The organism is Clostridium aminobutyricum, from assembly GCF_017255415.1.
GTDB lineage: Bacteria > Bacillota > Clostridia > Peptostreptococcales > Anaerovoracaceae > Aminipila > Aminipila aminobutyrica.
In genome coordinates, this window is the sequence record NZ_JAFJZZ010000004.1 from 111093 (window position 1) to 133247 (window position 22155).

The window sequence follows — 22155 nt, forward strand, 5'->3', positions numbered from 1 at the left end:
TTTCGCTGACACGCATTAACTGTTCTGTTAGTTATAATATTTTACGTAAAATAGCTTCTACATCTTTAGGCTCTAAATCTACCGGATTATTGTCCATACGTCCGGCCGTAAACGCCCTTTCAACGATGTAAGGTATATCCTCTTCATGAATGCCAAAGTACGTTAAATTTAATTGAACGATTCCTTCACACACTTTGTTGATCCAATTTCTTATTCCTGAAAATTCTTCAAATACTTTATATAATTGATCGATATCTTCCGTATTTTTTTCATTCAACCTTGCTACTTCTGATAAAGTCAAAGCGACTGCGAACCCGTGCTCCACACCAAAATGCTGAGTGATCGGATAGGAGATGGAGTGGCAGGCTGTTGTTCTCGTATTTGAAAATGCTAAAGCGGAGAGCAACGATGCTCTCATCAGATTCGTTCTCAACCGTATATTAGTAGGGTCTTGCAAGGTTTCTGATAAGTTATGCGTTATCAGTTCCACGCTCCTTAAAGCAATATCCTTTATCAAAAAATTTGTATTTTTACTCCAATAGGCTTCAATGGCTTGGGCTAAGGCATCTAACGCAGTAGCCAACGTGATTCTTTTCGGTAGCGTTACCGTTAATTCCGGAATCATAATGGCTTTTATTGGGCTTAAGGCAATATCATCAATAGAGAACTTTCCCTTTCCATTGGTCTCCCAAACGGTTGCCCACTGAGTTAATTCTGAGCCTGTTCCGGATGTGGTGGGAATAGCGATTATGTCCAGTGTTTTATAATTCTCTTTATATTTTTTATCCTTAATGGTAGACAATACTTCCTCTGGGGTACTCAAGTTCATATAGAATAAAGCACTGATTGCTTTTGCTAAGTCTATAGACGTGCCGCCACCTATTGTCATGATTATCGTTGGCTCAAAATTATGCTTTTTAATCTCTTTAATCACCTGAAAAATTCCATCTTGTGTAAGAAATTTAAATCTTTCTTTTATCCACAAGATGTTCTTATTCTGAATAGCATGTACCTCTTCAAGGAGCCCCCAGCTGCTTAGATCGTTTTCACTGGCAAAAAGAATTAACTTATCGTTTTCCAATGATTTTAACTGCTGAATGATATACTGTTTTTGTTCCCAAATGATCTCCGTTTTGCAAAATGATTTGTATTCCATTTTAACCTCGCTGTCTTTGTCACGTTATCGCAATAATTTTTTAATGGTGATCAAATCCCGTTCATTATCGATTTCCTTACAAAGCCTATCTTCTACATCATAAGGAAATAGGTTTAGTTCTTTGCTAATAGCATTGAAAGCTTTTTCTGCATAGCAATTATCTTCTCCGTTGCGACAAAACTCTTCCATTTTATTTAGCCACTTCAACCAATCCGCTTCCTTTAACAAATATAAAGGCTGCGCTGCCAAAGCATGTTCAAAGAATTCTATACCGATTTTTTCAATTTTATTATCGAAAACTACCGCCTTAAAATCTTTATCCGGCAGTGGCAAGGTTGAACTAATAGCCATACAACTACGTTCCTGTTCGATCAGGTTTTGAATCACTTCAAAATCAAAAACCAAGTCCCCATGCATAAATAGAATCTCATCTCCCAGTTGTTCTTTGGCTAAATAGATGGAGTATATATAGTTGGTATTTTCATATCGATCATTGTGTACAAAATTGTAATCTTGTTTTAAATTTAGTCCTTTAACATAGTCTATTAGCCGTTCTGCTTTATAGCCTGTTGTTATGACGATATCATTAATACCAAGTGTATAAAGTTGTTTTAACTGTCTGCTTAAGATCGTTTCTGTGTCAGAGATTTCAGTCATACATTTAGGATGTTCGTAGGTCAGCTCACCCATTCGGCTTCCTCTGCCAGAGTTTAAGATTAGCGCTTTCATTCTATTTATACTCCTTTAAATATCGCATAAACTCTTCTTTATTTTGCTTTGGTGTGGTTTGAGGTCTTCCTAAATCCGATCTTGCACGAATGACGGCTTTCGCCTCAATTAATATAAGTTTGTCTGCTTTTTTTGCATCATGAAGGGCTTTTTCCAATTCGTCATACGTTTTCACACTAATTGCTTCAGAAAATCCGCATCCAAGGGCAATTTGAGGGATATTTATATGTTGAGCAACAGTTGGCATGCCACCTACCGATTCATGCGCTTCATTATTAATAACGACATATTTCAGATTATCCGGCTTGCTGGCTCCAATTACTGCAAGGGCTCCAAGATGCATGAGCAATCCCCCGTCACCATCTACACACCAAACTTTACTGCTTGGTTTATGCAGGGCTATGCCCAAAGCAATGGATGAGCAATGCCCCATGGAACCAACCGTTAAAAAATCATATTGATGGCCTTGCCCGTTTCTCTCTCTTATTTCATATATTTCTCTTGATGCTTTGCCTGTATTTGAAACAATGATATCATTTTTGGTTTCCGCTACAAGCCGTTCCAATATTCCTTCTCTCGTCATTTCAAAGCTATTACTGTAATTTATTTTTCCTTCGGAATGTAAAGCGTCCTTTTTTATAACAAAAGCAACACTTTGACCTTTCTCCAGTAATTTCTCAAAGGAATTCATCTTCTCTTTAATCTGATTGATAGCGGTCTCTTTGTCTATTACCATTGTCTCTATATTCAATACATTTAGTAACTCCAAGGTAATATTTCCTTGATTTATATGCTGTGGTTCATCCTTTACGCCGGGCTCACCTCTCCAACCTATAATAAAGATGCACGGAATAGCATAAACATCAGTACTGGTTAATGAGGCTATGGGATTTATCGCATTGCCTATACCGCTATTCTGCATATAGATGACAGGTGTTTTGCCCGTAGCCAGATGAAATCCGGTTGCCAAAGCTACGGCGTTTCCTTCATTCGCAGCGATTATATGTTGGCTAGATATCCCATGCTTCTCATGAAGATAATCGCATAGCGCCTTTAATTGTGAGTCGGGCACCCCTGTGAAAAAGGTGCTCTCATCTATCATATCAATGAGTTTGTTTACATCCATAGTCAATTTCCTCAATAAAATAATCTTTCCATTTATATCGACATTTTTCGTCTAAAAATAAGCAAAAACCCTCATATAGCAGAGGGCTCCTTTAGTATAATTTTTTATTCACTTCATGCACTCTCGGTGATAGAGCCTCAAATTCTTCAATTATACGGTGATGTCCAAATTCCCGCCTTTTCCTGTATCCGGAATCGCATTATATTGTGGTTCTTGAGAGGATTGATCAGCTCTTGTCACCGTTCTTGTTGTTCCCCCTGATACGTAGGTCTTTCCGCATTCCGGGCAGACAGCAGTGTGCAACATAACAGTCTGTGAAACAACCTCTCTGTCTTCTTGCTCTGCCTTCATTTGATTTCGGCTTACGTGTTCCTGCTCATGAGCCCTTACCGAAGAGGCTACATTGTTTCCAAGCTTCGTCGGTGTTTGATAAGAAACCCCGGAATCGTTGGATTCATCCTGATATTTTCTATTCTTGCAGGTCTGACACTCACCGTCTTTGATCTTATTCGTGCTAGAAGCACTTTCCGTTCCATTGACCGGCAGATTGGTATCAACATCTTTATCAACCGGGGCGAAAACAGAACTCTGAGCAGCTCCAGCCTGTCCTGCAACATTGGAGTCGGCGGTTTTTGTAAACTGTGAGTTTTCATAGTTTTTAAGGCTTCCGCTGTTGAATCCAGCGTTAATCGAAGGAATATCCATCGTGCACTCCTTTCTTAAATGAAATTAGTATAAAAAGAAAAGGCCATTCGGACTTATTTATCCATCTTAAAGTTCAGAAAATAGACGTAAATTTCTACTACGGCATTGTATACCTCTTCCGGGATCCTTGCCCCCAGTTCCAGTTGGGAAAGTACTGTTGCAAGAGAGGTATCTTCATACACCGGTACATCGGATTGATTGGCAACTTCAACAATTTTTTCTGCCATATACCCCAGACCGGAAGCCACAATAATCGGGGCCGTATCTTTACCGTCATATTTTAAGGCAACTGCCTTTTGAGAGCTATATTGTGACATTAATCATATTCCTCCCCTCGTAAAGTTTACGAAACACTTCGGATATGGGTTTCGGTTTTTCACACTTTTCGGCCATATAGGACCGAAATTTCAAATCGTTTCGCTCTATAATAGTAAAAATATTATCTTTAATTTGGGAGCGCATCGGTTCCAACGCTTCCGGATAGAAAAGCTGCATATCAACCTTGCTGTCTTGCACAAGCATAATCATTTCAAAAAAGCCTACCTCTTTGATATCAAACTTTACAAGTAATTTTACTGCATTTCCACCTTCAACTGAATTGCCGTCCCTGTTGTCCGGATCTACCCAAATCTCAGAAAACATCTGCCTGCCGTTGTAGTCTGCCGGCAGCATCATATGTAGCAATGGCATGTAAACGCTCTGATTCAGTAAAGCAGACTGAAGAATGTTTTCGAAAACCATTGTATTCTGATATCCGGCTTGTCCGTTCAACCCTTTTGTCAATATGTTCAATAATTGATCCGATAGCAATCTTGCCTGATCTGCACCCATATTGGCAAAAATTCCGTCCACTAAATCCGCCACCATGCTGTTGTTTACCTTCGAGCCGACTTCGGGCATAGAAAGCAAATTATTTAGTGCATCCGAAAAGCCTTCCTTGCTGCCGGATTCATAACGAACTAAATTCAAGACAAATAAACTGATATTATCCCTTACCGAACCGAAATCTTTCGTTTGAGCCATATATTTGGATAAAAGGGGGATGATATCGCCTTTTATAATGTCTAGATTGCCTTGGATATCTCCCTTCGCCGCCCGGGCATTTAACTTTTCAATCAAGGCCCTCAATTCATCCGCAGAGGATTTTCTCATACGGTCCGCTACATTATTCAAATTAGCAATGAGATTCTGCAACGTATGGTTGTTCGCCGTAATGGCATCATATTTTCGAAGAAATTCCAATATCATATTTTTCACATCGCTTGAGCTGGTTCCATTCATAATGTTTCTTAATATGTCGAAAAAAGAACCTGTGAACTTCACCGCTGATCCTTGCATGCCTTTTAGAAGAGCCAGCAATTCTTGATCACCGACTTTCATCATCTCTAGATATTGCGCCATCTCTGAAGCAATTCCTTCATTCATGCCGGAATTCACAATACTGCCATACCGAGAGAAAAACAACTTCGCCGTTTCGGACGACATAGAAGGCATGCTGGCTAACTTTTGCATAAAGGAGTCAAAATTAGACCTGAGATTCGGCGAAAACCGGCTCTCTTGATTTTCATTATATAAAGTTTTTCCGTCACCTTTAGCAACCCTATTGGGGTTCACCACATTATTTATATTCGTATGATGGTCAGGCACATTCGATCGAATCTGGCCCGTCTTCTCCTGCCCTGTGAGCGGAGTCGTTACCCGCAGCATATCAGCCATAAGCAAATCCCCTTTTATTTTTATACACTAACATTAATAAGTTCTCGAAATCATTTTAGTTTCTTTTCGGTTTATTTTTATTTTCTTTCGTACTGTATACCAAAGCAAAAATTTCTGCTACGGCCGTATAATATGCATACGGGATTTCCATCTTGACCTCCGCAGTAGCATATATTGCCCGGGCAAGAGGTTTATCTTCTATCACCAGAACCCCCGCATTTTCTGCTACAGCGATAATTCGGAGTGCCAGCTCATCTTGACCTTTCGCAACAACAATCGGTGCTCTGTCCGAGTCTGGATGGTACCTGAGTGCTACTGCAAAGTGAGTAGGATTCTTGATGACAACATCCGCCGTAGGGACAGACTGCATCATTCTCGACATGGCCATTTGCCGCTGCTTCTGCTTGATTTTACCCTTTATCTGAGGGTCTCCTTCCATCTGCTTATATTCTTCTTTGATCTCATGCTTACTCATCTTCATCTGTCGCTCATGATCCCATCTTTGATAGATGTAGTCCAGTCCTGCGACAAAGATAAAAATGATGCATACCATGTAGACCATCATGACGATAGAGTCTAAAATATAAGCAACCGATTGAGGGATTCCTAGGTATAACGTTCGGATCAAATTATAAATTCGTGAAATAAAAAACTTATAAAGGACTACACAGATAATGAGGATCTTAATTATCCCCTTTATCAATTCCACCGCACTCTTCAGCGAAAACATCCTTTTAAATCCCTGAAGGGGATTTAACCGGCTGAATTTAGGCTTTAACGCCTCGGTCGAAAATAAAAACCGAGTCTGAAATCCTGTTGCAACAATTGCGGTTAAAGAAGCTATAAGCAAGATAGGTAATACCACAATAGCTAATAACTTGAGGGTTTCCAGTTGAATACCTGCAAGCACATGATAGTCTACCGTGTCTACCTTGCCGGTCTGCCCCAGTATATATATAAAAAAGTTATCAAGGCCTGCATAAATATAAGGAAGCATGATCTTTAATACCGAAAAGACAACTAATAGCGATACTACGCTTACAATATCCTTACTGCTGGCTATATTCCCTTTTTTTCTCTCATCTTTACGTTTTTTAGGGGTGGCTTTTTCTGTTTTAGATTGTGACAAGCCTCATCACCTCATCTATCCTAACAATCGGGCTACCGAACTTATCGCATTGAACAGCCCTTCTATCAAATCTGAAATAAAATTCATCATCGGTGAAAACATGGCAACGATTAAGACTAAGCCTAAGAAAATCTTTGCTTGAAAATTCACTACAAAAATATTAATTTGCGGAATCGCTTTCATCAAAATGCCGACACCCATTTCCAATAAAAACTGCATCCCGATCATCGGCATTGCAAGCTTAATTGCGAGTATGGTGCATTGGCAAAAAACCGCTATCATTTGGGTCGCCAGATCATTTCCTAAGAGCACCTGCCCATAAGGAGCTATCTTTTCAAGGTCTAAAAATAACTTCATCATCGTTAAATGCCCGTTCACGGAAAAAAACATCAGTATAAACAAAACGTTATATACCGTAGCTGATACGGACATCGAAACATTACTGGCAGGATCATAAATCTTGGACATGGAAAATCCCATTTGTAAGTCCATCAGTTCACCGCCAAGAATAATAATATACGAAAAAAGGCTTACTACGAAGCCTATTGCAAATCCAACGCAAAATTCCTTTGATAATAATACAATATATTCTACGGTGGAATTAATCGGTGCTACGGATGATAAATCAGAATAGGTATAAACCAACAGCGAAAGTACCAAAGCCATCGCTACCAGATATATCCTTGGAATACTTCTTCTCCCCAATATAGGGTTGAATACGATACAGCCAAGCATCCTCATAAATACCAATCCGAATGCGTTTAAATTGTCAAGTTCTAAAAAGTGCTGCATGTCTTAAAGCTCCAGCATAGCAGAGAAAATTTCTTTTGTATAGTCTACAAGCAACTCAAGCATCCACGGACCAGCCATCGTTAAAATTAAAGCCAGTAGGAGCAGTTTCGGAACAAATGTAATGGTTTGCTCATGAATCTGAGTAGCTGCCTGAATAATGGATATCGTAAGACCGATTGCCATACTGATAAGCAATACCGGTCCCGCTATCTTTGTAGCTATAATGACTCCCTCTCTTAATACATCATAAACCGGTGAGTAATCTCCCATTGTTCCCCCATTCAAATAATTTTATTGTAACCTCTTTAATGAACCTTGTCAGTTAAAACTGGATACTAAGGTGCTAAACAGAAGCTCCCATCCATTGATTACAACAAAAAGCAATAGTTTAAACGGTAATGAAATCGTCGCCGGCGGCAACATAATCATACCCATGGACATCAGTACACTTCCAACGATAATATCGATTATCATAAATGGTATGAACAGCAGAAATCCCATAATAAAGGCTCTGCTAAGCTCGCTGGTCATAAAAGCCGGAATAACAACATACATAGGAACATCCATCAAGTTGTCCGGTCTTTCCATTTTTGCAAAGTTCAAGAATACATTTAAGGATTCTACTTTGGTTTGTTTTAACATAAATTGTTTCAAAGGAACTTCCGCGCTGTCCAACGCTTGTTCCTGTGTAATCTGCCCCGCTTTATAAGGTTCATATGCATTTGTATTAATATCTGATATTACAGGCTGCATTATAAACAAAGATAGAAATAATGCAATACCGATAAGTACAGTATTAGGTGGGGTCTGCTGTAGGCCCAATGCATTTCTCAAAAGCGAAAGCACGATGACGATTCTCGTAAAAGATGTCATCATAATCAATATGGACGGCAACAATCCTACCAGCGTCAGGAGGGTCAAAATCTCCAGAGTCTGTACGCCCGTTCCATTGATCGAAAGTATTGCGTCATTCATCTTTCTTTTCCCTTATCTGCTATTTCTCTTTTTTCGTCATATGCTTTTGTAAGGCGCTTTTGAATGTCGCCATCTGCTGCATAGGTAAAACCGCAGGAGTTGTATCTAATTCAATTAAATCTTCCCCTGAAAGTTCCTTAAGGATCTGAACATTCTGAGAGGTGACACTGGTCAAATAGTAGTCTCCGCCTATCTGCACAATCATCATCATCTTGTCTTGGCCCATCATCATTCTGTCTACCACCCGCATATACTTCGCACCGCTCAGCTTATTGGCTCCCAATGCCACATACTTGCTGAATATGTAACTCAAGTATAGAACAGCAGCAACCGCTAACAGTGCCAATACCAGTGGTATCATTGTAGTTAAACTCTCCATAGCCCCACTCAACCTTGTGGGATAATTGCGGATACCGTCTTTAAAATTCTATCTGGCTTAAATGGCTTCACAATAAAGTCCTTCGCTCCAAGCTTGATCGCTTCGATAACCATTGTTTCTTGACCCATAGCAGAGCACATAACGATTTTTGCATCCGGGTGCTTGCCTATGATTGCTTTTAGCGCTTCAAGGCCATCCATATTTGGCATCGTGATATCCATGATGACTAAGTCCGGATTAATCTCATCAAACTTTTCAACAGCTTGTGCACCATCGCCTGCTTCGTATAAGTCTGTATAGCCATTCTTATTTAATGTGTCCTTAATCATCATACGCATAAATGCTGCGTCATCCACTAACAAAATCTTCGCCATTTCATTACCTCTCTTCTAATTGTGTCCTTTATACTATAACAAATTTCTTTTTACTCATTTTACTATATAAAACAGTCCTTTAGTCTTAGCTTCTTTCTTCCTACCGGCTATAGACTATTAATAAGGTCCGCTTTTTTGATTACTTCAGTAATTTTTACACCAAAATTGTCATCTACAACAACGACATCCCCTTTGGCTATACACTGACCGTTCACATAGACATCCACTTGATCCCCTGCCAGTTTATCCAGCACCACCAGTGAGCCTTGCCCTAATTCCAGGATTTCTTTTACCAATTTCTTCGTTCGTCCAATTTCAACGGAAATTTGCAGCGGTACTTTCATAATCAAATCCAGATTTGTACCTGCTTCCGTCGGAGACATCTCATAATTCTGGTAAACTGGTTGTACATTAATCAGCCTAGGGTCTGTATACGGATAAGGCGGAGCGTACATAGGCTGCTGTGGATATCCTTGCGGCATCATTCCTTGCTGCGGTGCCATTTGCGGCATACCCTGAGGAGCAGCGGCCTGTTGCGGTGCCACTTGCGGCGGTGGAGTCTGCAACGGTGCTTGAGGCACTGAATTTGTGCCTGCAGCTCCTGCTAACATCGCATCGATATCAGCTTGAGACAGTTCTCCGCTTGCAGCAGGCATTTGGACCGGCCCAGAAGTAGGCTCTGTTGGTTGCGGTGCAGAACTCTCCGAAGGATTTTCCTCTGCCATAAATCCAAACGACTCTATAAGACTTTTGCATAAATCTATTGAAAACATCGTAATAAAAGTGCTCGAAAAAGTGTCTTCTATATCGATATTAAAATAAACTTCCACTAAATCTTCGTCTTCTTTAAAGTATTTTCTCTTAAATTCATCCGCATTGTCTACTTCAAAAGCTACTGGAGTCGAAATATTTACCATGGTACCGATGACGTCCGCCAAAGCTGTTGCCGAAGCCCCCATCATCTGATTCATCAATTCACATACAGCGCTTAAAGACAGCTCGTCTAGCTGGAAAGTCTCCGGATCAATTTCCGTATACATCAATATCTCCAGAATTTTTCTGACATCATCCCGCTTCAGAACCATCAGATTATTTCCGGAAATTCCAGTTATATAAGTGATCTCCACTCCTACTGCCGGCTGCATTTCTTCGATTTCTAAATCATCGTAATTTCTAACATGAACCGATGGTGTAGTAATCAAAACCTTTTTCCCCAACATTTCCGACATAGCAGTTGCCGAAGATCCCAAGCTGATGTTCATGATTTCCCCGATGGCGTCTATTTCCATGGGAGTAAAATAGTTACTATTGTGGTCTTTCATATATCACCTCTGCTGTTATCGGGTTAACGTCGTCCCCGTTATCTTTACTGCAACGTTTCCTTTTCTTTCCCCCATGCGCCCTTTATACCAAGGTTTATCTTCAATATAAATGGATACATCGGAGTCTTTCGGTTTCTTTAAATTTATAACATCTCCTGGTTTCAATGCGTATATATCTTCTAACAAAATGCTCGCTTCTCCCAGAAACGCTCTCATCTCAAGCGGGGAGTCCTTAATACTCTCCAAAATTTCTTCTTTGGTCACATTGCCATTTTGATGATCTCGTCTTTTTGTTGACTTGGCAGCTTGTTCCGCCTGTTTAAACACACCCTCCATAATATTTCCGGGTATACAGATATTGAAAGTGCCGGTCGTTTCCTTGATTTCAATATTTAAAACAATGATGACGACAATTTCATCCGCTTGGATGCTCTGAATCAGCCTTGGATTCGTCTCAATTTTATCGTAACTGAATTTAATATCAAAATAGCTCCGCCAGGATTCCTCCATAATAGGAAGGATATGTACCATAATATTTTCAAAAAGCGAGATTTCTATATCTGTAAACCCCGCATTATAATCCACTCCTTCGTTCTCACCCGAGCCGCCGATCATACGGTCAATAAGCGCATAGATGATCGGATTGCTCATTTGAATCATAATGTTCTCAGGTTCACTGTCATCACTGCTCATCACCGTACCCTCAACCATAGCGACAATATCATTTTCGGATAAGGCATTATTGAACTCAAAATACTTCTGTTCTTCAATATCAACCATCTCCACTTGACAGCTCAGTCTCATCATACTGGTAAGGTAGGATGAAAGTACTCTCGCAAAATTCTCATATACACTAAATACTAGTTTTAATCTGTCTCTTGTGAATTTTTTAGGAGTCTTAAAATCATACTTCTTTATTTTTCTTGTCTCTTCTTCGTCATGCTTTTGAATTTCCGCAGGTGCTGAAGAGCTAAGCGAATTCAGCAATGCGTCAATTTGACTTTGTGATAATACGTCAGCCATTTATCTCTCCTATGAATCCCCAACATAAAAATTTCCACCTTTGAATTGATATCCCAATCTAACGCCCTCTCCTTTGTAAGGAAGAAATCTCTATCCTCTATTCCTCAATACGGTTATAACCTTGATCTACTATTAAATTAGCAGCATCGCTATTTGCTATATCCCTCTTCTTACTTCGATACTGCCTTATAAACTATTGCTTCTGCATATTTTTTCATTGACCTGGTAAAATCTGATCAACTGAGCCTGCTTTCGGCTGCTTCGGGGTCTACGCTTTTGGCGGCTGCTACTGCAAATACTATGTATTCAAACTATGCCTGTTAGACTTAGGGTTTTTCAATATTTGATTCATTATCTTTACGCATCATTACTTCTCCATGTTTTCCGCCATATGGCGTCTTGCTTTCAAGTAGCTTTCTTTATCTGCTATTCGTGCGTTAAATTCTGCAATCTTATCAATAATCTCATCAAAAGACTCCGTAACAATATAATACTCCTTATTCACAAGAAGAATCTTTGACTCCGGTATCGCTTCAATGATCTGAATTTGTGCGCTGTTCAAAAGGAACTGCTCTCCATTAATTTTAGTAAGTCTTATCATAATAACACCTGTCTAATAGTTAGATTTTGTTGTTATTTATAATCACGCCCCGATGAGATTTCTCCCACCGGGAGCAATGATTAAAATCAAATGGTTTATCTCTTTATGTTCACAAGCTCTTCGAGCATTGCATCCGTTACAGTAATAATTCTTGTATTTGCCTGAAAGCCTCTTTGGCAAGTAATCATTTCAGTAAATTCCTTCGATAAATCTACGTTTGACATCTCCAGGCAGCCGCCTGCAATGCTTCCGGTTGAATTCTGACCGGATGGATTGATTGTAATGGTACCGGTATTGTTTTTTGCAATATAATATCCGCCTTCGTTTCTTTCAAGGGCATTGGGATTCGGTACATTGGCTATCGCAATCTGGCCTACGGTAACAATCTCTCCATTATCATTTTTTCCTGTGATGGTTCCGTCTTTCCCGATGGAAATGCTGCTTAGTTGGATCGGACCAGAATTAGCATCAGACGTCGCGTTAGGCAGCTTAATGGGAACAAGTTTTGTTGTATCAATTTCTCCGTCAGCGTCCGCATCATCTGTCGCAAAACCGTATACGATCATACCGGCTGAATCCACCAGATAGCCGTCCTCGTCAAAGTTGAACTTCCCGACTCTTGTATACGACAAAGAGCTTAACTTTGTTGCATTATCTGCATCTGCAGGCACTCCACCAACGGCAGTATCGCTGCCTTCGGTAAGGGTCACTTCTTTGTCCTTCGCCCCTACAACAAAAAATCCGTTTCCGGTAATCATACAGTCGGTCGGATTATCCGTAGCGGCCGTACCTCCTGTGGTCATCAACGAGTCAATGGAGCTGATTTTTGAACCGTAACCGATCTGAGTCGGATTCGTTCCTCCATAAACATTGCCGGATGAGCCGGCACCGGCACTTGTTGCATAGAACATATCTGTAAAAGTCGCCCGAGCGCTTTTATACCCGTATGTATTTACATTGGCTATATTGTTGCCGATAACGTCCATCTTGGTTTGATGGGCACGTAGTCCTGCTACTGCGGCAAACATCGATTTTACCATTTAATTCTCCTTTCAGAGCCGTGTAGAAGCCTATCAGTCCATAAGCTTCATAACCTCCATAAATGGTCCAGTTATTGTTTCACGGTCATTTTGAATTACACCTATTTTATTTCGTTCATCGATTGGAATCCATGCATTTCGAATAGGGTTATAATATTACTGCACCATCAATATTCGTAAATACATTATCCCTCATTTCATTGCCTGACATGGTCGTTACAACCGTCTTATTTGGAACGTTTACTATAAAAGCGTTCATCGAGTCAAAGATAACAACATCCTTTGCACCCTTTTCATCCGCTTTTGACACTGCTGTGTTTAAACCCTGCATTAGCTCATCTGTGATCTCAATCCCTCTTTGAGCAATTCTTTCTTGCGCATGTTTTGAAAACTGCAGCGTTTTTTCACTGGCTCCACTGTTTTTATCGAGCTGTTCTTTTAAAAGTGTTCCAAAGTCGGCACCAATTTGAGTTGGAATAGCAGTGCGGTTGAAGTTGTTCGCTGTGTCTACACTTTTAGCCTTTCCGCTTCCTACCATACGGTTGATATTTTGATAATTGGAATAATTAATTTCTGTCAACCTTAGTACCTCCTTTCTTTACTATGATTCTTCCTGCGTACTTCATGGTGTATCGTCGTCTGATTCATCTCCGTCTGCTGGAGGCTCCGTTTCGGTGTCATCCGGCGGTGTAGAATCTTCAACGGCTCCGAGTACCATGATCTGGCTTAATTTATAGGCATTTTTCCCAATATACACCATCGGCTCGTTTTCATACAAGGTTACACCTGTGACAGTTCCTGTCTCAGTCACGAGATTATTACTGCCGTCCAGCTTTGCAACGGTCACTTCTTTTCCGACAAGTGAGGCGGCATACGAAGTATAGTTTGTCGCATACATTTCTTCATTGAGAGCGGTCAAGTCGTTGAGAGCCTGAATCATCGAGTATTGGGCCATCTGGCTTGTATATTCCGAAGTGTCTGCAGTATTATACATATCTTGGTTACGAAGCTGGGCTACCAGCAAGGTCATCCAGTCTGTTGTCTGCAAATTTAATGCATTAGAAGCTGCTGCACTTTTTGAGTTCGCAACGGATATTAACTTTGTGCGAATTTCATCATTAATCGTTGACATACTTTTTTCTCCTCCCTTCATAGAAATCTTTAATTTGTCTATCCTGCCAGTCCTAAGCTGTCAATCAAGCCTAATCGCAGTTTGTCTACAAAAGATAAATCTTCTGAAGCCTTTTCTTTTTCTTCTTGCCTGCCGTTTTGGTTTGTGCTGCCTTCTCGATTATGGCTATCTTGATCATACTGGCTTTGCAACATGTCTTCCTGTTTCAGATGAACGGTTGAAGTCAATCCCGTATTCGCCTCCAGTATGCCCCGGATATTGTCGGTAAGCAATGCGATCATATTCTGAGCCTTACTGTTGGAACAAGTGATAAGCACTTGTGCACTCCCATTTTCAAAGGTAAGTTTAATGTTTAACTTTCCAAGTTCCTTTGGATTCAGCTGTAAGTCAAATTCCTGCTTCCCCTCGTTCATTTTATAAATGATTTTGTCAGCCATTTGATCTGCAAGATTAGACTGAGTTGTGTCAACCGGTGCATCCGCTACCTTAATGTTCACTTTTGACGGATCAAGCAGCTCAGGCTTCACCATCAGCGGCACTTCCTGAGGATTTGCTTCTGTTGAATCGGACTTAGTATCCGGCATCAGTTGTCCCTTGACAAAGTTTTTTACCGAACTATCGGCTTCCGTATTTTCCGGTGCGGTACTGGCGGCCTGCTGTGAAATAATGGTCTGGTTGGTGCTTTGTTGCGGTGCTGCCTCCTTCAACAAGGCTGACTTTACCGTGTCAATGTTGCTTTGGAAGGGTAAAGAAACCAGTTGTTCCTCTCCGGCTTTTGTCAATTGAGAAGTTAGTTTTTTCAAGCTGTCTCCTTGGATTTGCACATTTTGTCCAGCTAAAAGCTGCACAAGACCACTCTCTTCTGCTTGCGGTACATCTCCCATTTCAGAAATCATTATTTTGTTTTCATCCACTGGATTTTGTACTTGAGTCTGAGCTGCTGCTAATTCCTGTTGCCGAGAAGAAGCATCTTCGACATCCGGCCTTTTAGGGTCTTGCTTGAACGCATCTTTTCTCGACAACTTGTCCTTGCCTGAGTTTCCGACGGGCTTCGTGTTATTGTTTTTTCTGTCAAACGCTTTGTCCATCTCACTCTTAAAGGATTCTTGCTGACTATTGCCACTCGAAGAATAGCTGCCGGAAACCAGATCATTTAAAGATTGGCTGCTCCCTGCTTTCATACCTGATGTCAACTTCGCTGCTGTTTGAAATAGCATATCTGCATTCATGTGAGTTCCTCCTTTCCTATTAAGTTGTTAAGGTTCATATATATCAAGCCTATCGGCCTAATACCTGATTAGATACGAATTCATCTATGGCAAGCTCTTCTTTTTTTGTCTCTTCCTTTGTGAATTCTTCAAAGTTTTTCTCTCTAAGTTTTTCAATGGACATCACATCTGTTTTTGCGACGATCATCTCTCTATGTCTCCGATGTTCGATATTTCGAAGTCCGTAAAGTTTTTCTTCTTCTTCTTGGATTCTCGTTTCTAAAATTTTTATGTATCTTTTATAGCCCTGATATTCAAGTATGGTAATACCTTCGCTGTTTCGTCGATTTAATTCATGGTTTACTTCTGTTAATTCTGCTACCACTTTGGCTATCAGTTCATTCTGTGTATTCACATCGGCAACTGCTTTTGCATACTTTCCTTTTGCCTCGTCTAAGGTGATATTCCTATACTTTTCAACCGATTTCAGTGAAAACTTAAACTTCGCCATAATAACTTATTTTATACCTTTTTCCTTTATTTTTCAAGAATCCTTGTCATACTTTCCAACATTTCTTCATAGGAAAAATATTCCGAAGTACTCTGCTTCAAAAACGAATTGATGGCATCAATTTTAGTCACCGCCTGATCCAGCCGGGGGTTAAAACCTTGCTTGTAAGCACCTATCGATATCAAATCCGCATTTTCCTCATACAATGCCAGCATATCTCTGATTTTAGAAGCCATTGCTCTATGGTTTTCGTCTACAATGTGCGCCATTAATCGGGAGATACTGGCCGTCACTTCAATGGCGGGGAAATGATTTCTCGCTGCCAGTTTTCTTGAAAGAATAATATGTCCATCCAAGATACCTCGAACGGTATCCGCAATCGGCTCGTTCGTATCATCACCTTCAACCAGTACCGTATAGATGCCGGTTATCGAACCTTTTTCAAAATTACCGCTTCGCTCTAAAAGCTTAGGCATTTCTGCATAAATAGAAGGGGTATAGCCTCTCGCTACAGGCGGCTCACCGATAGCCAGTCCGATTTCTCGTTGTGCCATAGCAAACCGGGTCAGAGAATCCATCATCAGTACTACATTTTTCCCTTGATCTTTAAAATATTCTGCTATTGCAGTCGCGACGATTGGGCATTTTACTCTTTGAACGGCCGGTTGATCTGAAGTAGCAACTACTAAAACCGATCGTGCCATCCCGTCAGGCCCTAAATCCCGATGAATAAATTCTCGAACTTCTCTTCCTCTTTCACCCACAAGCGCTATAACATTTATATCGGCGGAAGCCTGCTTTGCAATCATACCCAAAAGGGTACTTTTCCCCACACCGCTTCCTGCAAATATACCTATTCTCTGCCCTTTACCGACTGTATTAAACCCATCGATCGCTTTCACGCCAAAATCCAGTCGCTGCTCAATCTGCGGTCTTTTTAACGGATTTATATAATTATTTTCCACACTAATCAATTGGGGGCATTCCAGCGGCCCTAATTCATCGATAGGCTCCCCCATCGGATTGATGGTTCTCCCGCAAAGAGCGTCACCTGCCGGCACACGAAGCCTTCTTTTGGTACTTCTTACAAAATCGCCGGCACCCATGCCTTCCATAAAGTCATAGGGCATTAATATGGACTTGTCCCCTTTAAAGCCCACCACTTCAGCCATCACCTTGCGCTTTCCGTCTTTCGAGGAAATCACATTGATATCGCCTATGCTGGCTTTTATTCCGGAAGCCTCAATACTCATACCGACAATATTTTCTATTTTCCCAATATGTTCAAAGGTTTCTGAGTTTTTTATAAGATCTGACAGATTTTTTAGATACAACTCATTCCCTCCGTTACTTCCTACAGTTCATTATCATTTACAATTTGCTTGATTGCATCAAGCTGTACATCAACACTCGCATCAATAATTTGATCCGGTGTTTCGATAATACAAGTCCCCGTCGGTTCATCCTCCATGACTACCACCTTAATATTAGGTGATATCTGCCTCAGTGCATCAATCAAGCCTTTCTCCAGGTTCAACGTTAACGCCTTGTCATCATTGGAGATATATACTTTTGCCCAGTCCTTGTTCCTGCAATCCTCTGCAGCGGCAACGATAATCTTTGAAATGATATCCTTGCTTGACTTCAAACTAATCTTAATAATTTTTTCTGCTGCCACTATGGCTAAGTCGGTTAAGTCGTTTAGGTATTCCTCCAAAAGCTGTTTTTTTCTTACTTCAAATTCCTGCAAGCTTTGAAGCAGCTCTTCTTTAAAAGCTTTCGCTTCTTCTATCATTTGCCTATTCGTTGCCTGAGCGGCTTCGAGGTAACCTTCATTTTGCCCCTTTTCGAAGCCTTCGCCATATCCTTTTTCGGAAGCGGCTGCTTCCGCAACACGGATCTTTTCTTCCAGGATTCTTTCAGCATCTAACACCGCTCTTTTTTTAATGTCTAGGGCTTCCGCCGCAGCATTATCTAAGATTTCATTCGCTTCCTTTTTAGCTTGCTGAACAATGGCCAATCCTTTGTTCCTCAAATCACTATTTTGATCCTCGAAACTATTATCTGCCCCGATTCCGGCCTCTGCTTCCGCCTGTGCTCTATCTAACAAATCTGCTACAGATTGCGGCTCACGCTCTTCCGTAGAAGGAAGCAATTCTTCGCCTAAGAAAAATGCTTCATTCATGGCATACGGCATTATTTCTTCATCTTCTTCAAAGTTCTCCAGTAAAAAGCTTGAGGGCATAATCACCTCAGGCTCAGGCAGGATTCCGGAAACTAAGTCAATCTCATTAAAACTCTCCATTTCATACTCTTTGCTTTGATTTAAGATGGATTTATCTCGAAAACCTTCATCATCTAACGCAATATTATACAGAGAGCGAACATCTGCTGTTTCCTTGTCAATCCAATCGGTATCAGACTTCTTGCTGGAATCAGCAACGAAGGGCACATTTTTTTCGCTTTCAGACGACCCTTCTTCGTCCATGGGAATAAAATTATATTTTGTTTGAATCGCAGCGTCTTCCTGATGATCTCTTTGTAAAGAGCTATCAGCAATTTCCCTTCTGCTTACTTCGTGTCGTTTGGTCCTCTCGGCTTCTAGCTTAGCCATTTCAATCGCTTCCGAAAGTTCTTGCTCGGCTTTTTCAAGTGCGGTTAATATCTGGATGCCCTCCTTGGTTCTACGCAATGATCTCATCCTTTCCGCCCTTGTTTATAACCAGCCTGCCTTCTTCTTCCAAACGTCTAATGATGGCTACGATCTTCTGCTGCGCTTCTTCTACATCCTTTAGACGTACATTGTATGTAAACTCTAATTCACTCTTAACAGTTTCTGCCATACGGCTGGACATATTGGAGAAAATCATATTGGAAACTTCCTGATTGGAACCTTTCAATGCATAAACAATGTCTTGGGTTTCTGCTTCACGCAAGAATTCCTGTATAGCTCTGTTGTCCAGTAACGTAATATCTTCGAAAACAAACATCTTCTTTCGGATTTCATCCGCAAGCTTGATGTCTTTCTTGCTTAACTCGTCGAAGATAAACTTTTCATTTCCTCTGTCAAGGTTGTTCATGACATCTGCAATATAGTCTACACCACCAACCTGTGCGAAATCCAAAGATAGAACGGAAGCAAATTTTCTCTCCAATATTTTTTCAACAATCTTGATGGTCTCAGGCGATGCACTATCCATTCGGGCAATGCATTCAACAACTTTGACCTGCTTCTCCTTTGGCAGCTCCGTAATAATATCCGATGCCTGATTTGCTCTGGCATAAGACAAAATCAAAGCGATCGTCTGCGGTCTTTCATGCTGTATAATCGCAAATAAATTCTTGCTGTCCGTTTTTCTTATAAATTCAAATGCTCTCGTCTTTATGTTTCTCGTCACTCTTTCTAAAAGCGTAGTCGCTGTTTGAGCGCCAAACGCCTTTTCAAGCACGGTCCTTGCATAGTCGACCCCACCATCTGTGATGACTTTTTGAGTTAAACATAATTTATAAAAGTCATCCAGCACTCCTTCTGTCTGAGTAGCTGTAACATGGTTAAGTTTTGCAATCTCTAAAGTCAGAAGTTCAAGGTCATCTTCGTTTAAGTGCTTGTAAATCTTGGAGGCTCTGTCAGCGCCCAAGGATATCACCACGGCGGCCGCCTTCTGTTGAGGTGTCAATGCTAAGCCCTCTTTACTCATCTTGTTCTCCTCCTCTTATCCATGTCTTTAATAATTGTGCTGAAATTTCAGGATTTGTATCTGCAAAGTCTCTAATCTGTTCGCGCAATTCTTCTTCTCTTGATTTGGCTATATCGTCAAGTCTTAGCAATTCTTCCACATTTTGATCCGGCGGAAGTTCTTCATTGGCCAGTTCGGCTGCCTGCTTCTTTACCTTTGCTCTCTTAATGAGTAAAACTGCTACTAAAGCAAGAGCTATCAGCAACGCTATCACTGCCGGTATCAAGAATTTCAAGTAAGGATGTTGCTCAAATATTTCCACCAGACCAGACGTAGGAACCGTATCCTCTTGATAGAAGTTCGCATTGAATATCGCAATTTTTGAATCTGCCTGATCAACAGGGATTCCTGCCGTCACAGCAATTAATTCTCTAAGTTCTTGCGCCTTTTTATTGGTCAGGTCAGCGCTGTCCACTGCTACCGATACGGTGGTATCCGTCAATTCACCGGCATCACTTTGCACCTGTTCCTTTACTTGGCTCACCAAATAGTCGAAAGCTCTTTGGTTTTCAAAGTAAACATCGTTTCCATCGGTAGTAACCCCCGGGTATACAGGGATATCCGCATTGGACTCTGTTCCCACAATCCCGGACGAGACAGTCCCCTGCCCTTGAATTTCATAATTTGTATTTTCTTTTGAAATAACCCCTTTATTGTCCTGAGACGGAATATAATTAATGATTTCTTTAATTTTTTTATCAATGTCAACGGAACACTTCACCGATACGCGAATATTTTCTTGCCCGAATACCGGCTGCAATAAGTGCAAAATTTTTCCCTTGATACTGCTTTCTGTTTGTTTCTCTACAGCCATTTTCAGCTGGGTTGACCCCTCCTGGCTCTCCTCACCGTTATCGGTGACTGCTTCCCCGTTGCCGTCTACTACTTCAACGTTGGAAATTTCCAGTCCGGGAACACCTTTGGCAACCAGTCTCTGAATGCCTTTCACCTTTTCTTTTGACGGCGCTTCTCCGTCCTTCATGACAACAACAACAGATGCCGTGGATTCTTTCTTATCCTCTTCCAAAACATATTTTTGCTCATTTGCTAAAGCGATGGTTACCGTAGCATCCTTCACCCCTGCAAATAACTTAATATTTGAGGCCATTCGATTCTGTAAATCAAATAATGCATATTGAGATTTTTCAAAATCGGTAGTCAATAAGTCTACATTATTTGTAAAAACATCATAGGTAAATCCGCTTTTGGGATATCCCTGTGTTGCCAAGTTCACCTTAATCTTATCTACTTGATCGTCCGGAACGTATATGACGCCTCCACTTGATTTATAAGGAATGCTCTGCGTTTCCAGCAAACTCATTACCTCAACTGCTTCCGATTCACTTAACCCGGTATATAAAACACCATAGGAAACCTTATTGAGGGCAAAAGCTGCCGCAAAGGCGATGGCAACAACCAAAATAGCTGCTATAGCAATAATAATCTTGGTTCTTTTGCTAAGCTTCCCGTTTATCTCTGCCAGCTGTTGTCTTATTTGTTTCAATTGTAATTCTAAACGTTCTCGCAAATTACCTTCACCTTTATCCTAAAATTTTAATGTGCTTTTCCCTAATTCTTATTTTAATGTGTGTTTTTATATGCTCATTCTCATCACTTCACTATAGGAATCAAGCGCTTTGTTTCTCAATTCCACTAGCAAGTCAATGGACAGCTGTGCCTTCGCTATATCGATGCTGTACTGGTGTAAATTATCGCTGTTCCCTGTCGCTAATTGCTGCGCATCCAGGTTTACTTGTTGATCGGTATCAACAACATTCTGGATGGCGTCTTCAAATATAGATTTAAAGGGTACTTGCGCTCCTTGATCTACACTCGAACCAGGGTCGATAAGCCCCGTGCTTTTTGTACTTGTTTTATTCGTTTGAAGCAATGCATCGATCGCTTCCATCGGTTGGATAAACATGGCTACCTCCTGATTTTAATCCCTTATTATTCACAAAAAAATTAACGGCCTATATCCAAGGCTTTTTGAGCCATTAGCTTCACTGCATTTAGTACCGTTATATTCGCTTGGTAAGACCTCGTAGCAGACATACTGTCTATCGTCTCTTGAAGCATATCTACATTAGGCATTTGAACATACCCATTTACATCCGCATCCGGATGCTCCGGGTTATATACTGTCTTTAACGCACTATTGTCTTCTATAATTGCACTGACTCTTACGCCGGGTGTAGAATCTCCTCTCAGCACCTTGCCGCTCGTGTCTCTTTGCCGGATCGCATCATTTAAAGAATTTTGAAAAGAACCGCCACCCTTTGCTTCAAAAACAACAAGCTTTCTTCTATAGGGTTCTCCATTTTCGGTTCGGGTTGTATCAACATTGGAAACATTTTCTGCAATAATATCCAATCGCAGACGCTCCGCGGTTAATGCAGAAGCACTAATATTCATCGAACTTAAAAACGACATAAGTCACACCACCTTTCATACTGTCTAGGTATATCCAAATAGGATTTATATTCTGTAAAATATGTAA

General features: G+C 40.8%; 26 protein-coding genes. All 26 read right to left on the reverse strand.

All coding sequences use genetic code 11. The features are described 5' to 3' along the window. Positions 1-31: 31 nt before the first annotated feature. The 26 genes from JYB65_RS10280 to flgC all read right to left on the reverse strand — a co-directional run bounded on the left by JYB65_RS10280 (position 32) and on the right by flgC (position 22088). Positions 32-1156, reverse strand: coding sequence for a phosphonoacetaldehyde reductase (locus JYB65_RS10280; RefSeq protein WP_206582586.1), 1125 nt, complete (start codon positions 1154-1156; stop codon positions 32-34). 24 nt (positions 1157-1180) lie between these two features. Then, positions 1181-1885: a phosphocholine cytidylyltransferase family protein gene (locus tag JYB65_RS10285; protein ID WP_206582587.1), complete on the reverse strand. Its 705-nt coding sequence runs from the start codon at positions 1883-1885 to the stop codon at positions 1181-1183. A 1-nt stretch (position 1886) separates the two neighbouring features. Next, positions 1887-3011 carry a phosphonopyruvate decarboxylase gene (aepY, locus tag JYB65_RS10290; protein ID WP_206582588.1) on the reverse strand — a complete coding sequence of 375 codons (1125 nt, stop codon included), beginning with the start codon at positions 3009-3011 and terminating at the stop codon, positions 1887-1889. A 150-nt stretch (positions 3012-3161) separates the two neighbouring features. Continuing rightward, positions 3162-3716, reverse strand: a complete 555-nt coding sequence (locus JYB65_RS10295) for a hypothetical protein (protein WP_206582589.1) — start codon at positions 3714-3716, stop codon at positions 3162-3164. A gap of 53 nt (positions 3717-3769) precedes the next feature. Next, positions 3770-4033, reverse strand: coding sequence for an EscU/YscU/HrcU family type III secretion system export apparatus switch protein (locus JYB65_RS10300; RefSeq protein ID WP_206582590.1), 264 nt, complete (start codon positions 4031-4033; stop codon positions 3770-3772). Then, positions 4020-5432 (reverse strand): hypothetical protein, encoded by a 1413-nt coding sequence (locus JYB65_RS10305; RefSeq protein ID WP_206582591.1) that lies wholly within the window; start codon positions 5430-5432, stop codon positions 4020-4022. Before JYB65_RS10305 ends, JYB65_RS10300 begins: the two co-directional genes overlap by 14 nt. 55 nt (positions 5433-5487) lie before the next feature. After that, positions 5488-6561 (reverse strand): flagellar biosynthesis protein FlhB, encoded by a 1074-nt coding sequence (flhB, locus tag JYB65_RS10310; RefSeq protein WP_206582592.1) that lies wholly within the window; start codon positions 6559-6561, stop codon positions 5488-5490. Positions 6562-6576: 15 nt separating this feature from the next. Continuing rightward, the gene (locus JYB65_RS10315) at positions 6577-7353 is read right to left on the reverse strand and encodes a flagellar biosynthetic protein FliR (protein WP_206582593.1); all 777 of its coding nucleotides are present in this window, start codon (positions 7351-7353) and stop codon (positions 6577-6579) included. Between the two features lie 3 nt (positions 7354-7356). Continuing rightward, positions 7357-7623 carry a flagellar biosynthesis protein FliQ gene (gene fliQ / locus JYB65_RS10320; RefSeq protein WP_206582594.1) on the reverse strand — a complete coding sequence of 89 codons (267 nt, stop codon included), beginning with the start codon at positions 7621-7623 and terminating at the stop codon, positions 7357-7359. 48 nt (positions 7624-7671) lie between these two features. Then, complete coding sequence (fliP, locus tag JYB65_RS10325) at positions 7672-8328, reverse strand: flagellar type III secretion system pore protein FliP (protein WP_206582595.1); 657 nt, start codon at positions 8326-8328, stop codon at positions 7672-7674. 19 nt (positions 8329-8347) lie between these two features. Further along, on the reverse strand, positions 8348-8707 hold the full coding sequence (locus JYB65_RS10330) for a flagellar biosynthetic protein FliO (RefSeq protein ID WP_206582596.1): 360 nt from the start codon (positions 8705-8707) through the stop codon (positions 8348-8350). Between the two features lie 8 nt (positions 8708-8715). Beyond that, positions 8716-9081, reverse strand: coding sequence for a response regulator (locus JYB65_RS10335; RefSeq protein ID WP_206582597.1), 366 nt, complete (start codon positions 9079-9081; stop codon positions 8716-8718). 107 nt (positions 9082-9188) lie between these two features. After that, the gene (fliY, locus tag JYB65_RS10340; RefSeq protein ID WP_206582598.1) at positions 9189-10403 is read right to left on the reverse strand and encodes a flagellar motor switch phosphatase FliY; all 1215 of its coding nucleotides are present in this window, start codon (positions 10401-10403) and stop codon (positions 9189-9191) included. 15 nt (positions 10404-10418) lie between these two features. Next, positions 10419-11426 (reverse strand): flagellar motor switch protein FliM, encoded by a 1008-nt coding sequence (gene fliM / locus JYB65_RS10345; protein WP_206582599.1) that lies wholly within the window; start codon positions 11424-11426, stop codon positions 10419-10421. A gap of 367 nt (positions 11427-11793) precedes the next feature. Continuing rightward, positions 11794-12027 carry a flagellar FlbD family protein gene (locus JYB65_RS10350; RefSeq protein ID WP_206582600.1) on the reverse strand — a complete coding sequence of 78 codons (234 nt, stop codon included), beginning with the start codon at positions 12025-12027 and terminating at the stop codon, positions 11794-11796. Between the two features lie 95 nt (positions 12028-12122). Then, positions 12123-13067 carry a flagellar hook-basal body complex protein gene (locus JYB65_RS10355; RefSeq protein WP_206582601.1) on the reverse strand — a complete coding sequence of 315 codons (945 nt, stop codon included), beginning with the start codon at positions 13065-13067 and terminating at the stop codon, positions 12123-12125. Between the two features lie 148 nt (positions 13068-13215). Beyond that, entirely contained in the window at positions 13216-13647 is a 432-nt protein-coding gene (locus JYB65_RS10360) for a TIGR02530 family flagellar biosynthesis protein (RefSeq protein WP_245156653.1), read from the reverse strand. Positions 13648-13689: 42 nt separating this feature from the next. Further along, a complete protein-coding gene (locus tag JYB65_RS10365; RefSeq protein WP_206582602.1) occupies positions 13690-14199 on the reverse strand; it encodes a flagellar hook assembly protein FlgD in 510 nt (169 codons plus the stop codon). Between the two features lie 38 nt (positions 14200-14237). Next, the gene (locus JYB65_RS10370) at positions 14238-15428 is read right to left on the reverse strand and encodes a flagellar hook-length control protein FliK (protein ID WP_206582603.1); all 1191 of its coding nucleotides are present in this window, start codon (positions 15426-15428) and stop codon (positions 14238-14240) included. 49 nt (positions 15429-15477) lie between these two features. Then, positions 15478-15918 carry a flagellar export protein FliJ gene (fliJ, locus tag JYB65_RS10375; protein ID WP_206582604.1) on the reverse strand — a complete coding sequence of 147 codons (441 nt, stop codon included), beginning with the start codon at positions 15916-15918 and terminating at the stop codon, positions 15478-15480. A 26-nt stretch (positions 15919-15944) separates the two neighbouring features. Beyond that, the gene (locus tag JYB65_RS10380) at positions 15945-17252 is read right to left on the reverse strand and encodes a FliI/YscN family ATPase (RefSeq protein WP_206582605.1); all 1308 of its coding nucleotides are present in this window, start codon (positions 17250-17252) and stop codon (positions 15945-15947) included. A gap of 20 nt (positions 17253-17272) precedes the next feature. Continuing rightward, positions 17273-18619 (reverse strand): FliH/SctL family protein, encoded by a 1347-nt coding sequence (locus JYB65_RS10385; RefSeq protein WP_206582606.1) that lies wholly within the window; start codon positions 18617-18619, stop codon positions 17273-17275. After that, positions 18603-19616, reverse strand: coding sequence for a flagellar motor switch protein FliG (gene fliG / locus JYB65_RS10390; protein WP_206582607.1), 1014 nt, complete (start codon positions 19614-19616; stop codon positions 18603-18605). Before fliG ends, JYB65_RS10385 begins: the two co-directional genes overlap by 17 nt. Further along, positions 19609-21183 carry a flagellar basal-body MS-ring/collar protein FliF gene (fliF, locus tag JYB65_RS10395; protein ID WP_206582608.1) on the reverse strand — a complete coding sequence of 525 codons (1575 nt, stop codon included), beginning with the start codon at positions 21181-21183 and terminating at the stop codon, positions 19609-19611. The genes fliG and fliF overlap by 8 nt, the downstream gene beginning before the upstream one ends. A gap of 66 nt (positions 21184-21249) precedes the next feature. Further along, a complete protein-coding gene (fliE, locus tag JYB65_RS10400; protein WP_206582609.1) occupies positions 21250-21579 on the reverse strand; it encodes a flagellar hook-basal body complex protein FliE in 330 nt (109 codons plus the stop codon). Between the two features lie 41 nt (positions 21580-21620). Further along, the gene (gene flgC / locus JYB65_RS10405; protein WP_206582610.1) at positions 21621-22088 is read right to left on the reverse strand and encodes a flagellar basal body rod protein FlgC; all 468 of its coding nucleotides are present in this window, start codon (positions 22086-22088) and stop codon (positions 21621-21623) included. Between the last annotated feature and the right edge of the window lie 67 nt (positions 22089-22155).

Coding starts and splice junctions, on each gene's coding strand:
- JYB65_RS10280 (WP_206582586.1), bottom strand. CDS start 1,156: ATGGAATACAAATCATTTTGCAAAACGGAGATCATTTGGGAACAAAAA.
- JYB65_RS10285 (WP_206582587.1), bottom strand. CDS start 1,885: ATGAAAGCGCTAATCTTAAACTCTGGCAGAGGAAGCCGAATGGGTGAG.
- aepY (WP_206582588.1), bottom strand. CDS start 3,011: ATGGATGTAAACAAACTCATTGATATGATAGATGAGAGCACCTTTTTC.
- JYB65_RS10295 (WP_206582589.1), bottom strand. CDS start 3,716: ATGGATATTCCTTCGATTAACGCTGGATTCAACAGCGGAAGCCTTAAA.
- JYB65_RS10300 (WP_206582590.1), bottom strand. CDS start 4,033: ATGTCACAATATAGCTCTCAAAAGGCAGTTGCCTTAAAATATGACGGT.
- JYB65_RS10305 (WP_206582591.1), bottom strand. CDS start 5,432: ATGGCTGATATGCTGCGGGTAACGACTCCGCTCACAGGGCAGGAGAAG.
- JYB65_RS10315 (WP_206582593.1), bottom strand. CDS start 7,353: ATGCAGCACTTTTTAGAACTTGACAATTTAAACGCATTCGGATTGGTA.
- fliQ (WP_206582594.1), bottom strand. CDS start 7,623: ATGGGAGATTACTCACCGGTTTATGATGTATTAAGAGAGGGAGTCATT.
- fliP (WP_206582595.1), bottom strand. CDS start 8,328: ATGAATGACGCAATACTTTCGATCAATGGAACGGGCGTACAGACTCTG.
- JYB65_RS10330 (WP_206582596.1), bottom strand. CDS start 8,707: ATGGAGAGTTTAACTACAATGATACCACTGGTATTGGCACTGTTAGCG.
- JYB65_RS10335 (WP_206582597.1), bottom strand. CDS start 9,081: ATGGCGAAGATTTTGTTAGTGGATGACGCAGCATTTATGCGTATGATG.
- fliY (WP_206582598.1), bottom strand. CDS start 10,403: ATGAAAGACCACAATAGTAACTATTTTACTCCCATGGAAATAGACGCC.
- fliM (WP_206582599.1), bottom strand. CDS start 11,426: ATGGCTGACGTATTATCACAAAGTCAAATTGACGCATTGCTGAATTCG.
- JYB65_RS10350 (WP_206582600.1), bottom strand. CDS start 12,027: ATGATAAGACTTACTAAAATTAATGGAGAGCAGTTCCTTTTGAACAGC.
- JYB65_RS10355 (WP_206582601.1), bottom strand. CDS start 13,067: ATGGTAAAATCGATGTTTGCCGCAGTAGCAGGACTACGTGCCCATCAA.
- JYB65_RS10365 (WP_206582602.1), bottom strand. CDS start 14,199: ATGTCAACGATTAATGATGAAATTCGCACAAAGTTAATATCCGTTGCG.
- JYB65_RS10370 (WP_206582603.1), bottom strand. CDS start 15,428: ATGAATGCAGATATGCTATTTCAAACAGCAGCGAAGTTGACATCAGGT.
- fliJ (WP_206582604.1), bottom strand. CDS start 15,918: ATGGCGAAGTTTAAGTTTTCACTGAAATCGGTTGAAAAGTATAGGAAT.
- JYB65_RS10385 (WP_206582606.1), bottom strand. CDS start 18,619: ATGAGATCATTGCGTAGAACCAAGGAGGGCATCCAGATATTAACCGCA.
- fliG (WP_206582607.1), bottom strand. CDS start 19,616: ATGAGTAAAGAGGGCTTAGCATTGACACCTCAACAGAAGGCGGCCGCC.
- fliE (WP_206582609.1), bottom strand. CDS start 21,579: ATGTTTATCCAACCGATGGAAGCGATCGATGCATTGCTTCAAACGAAT.
- flgC (WP_206582610.1), bottom strand. CDS start 22,088: ATGTCGTTTTTAAGTTCGATGAATATTAGTGCTTCTGCATTAACCGCG.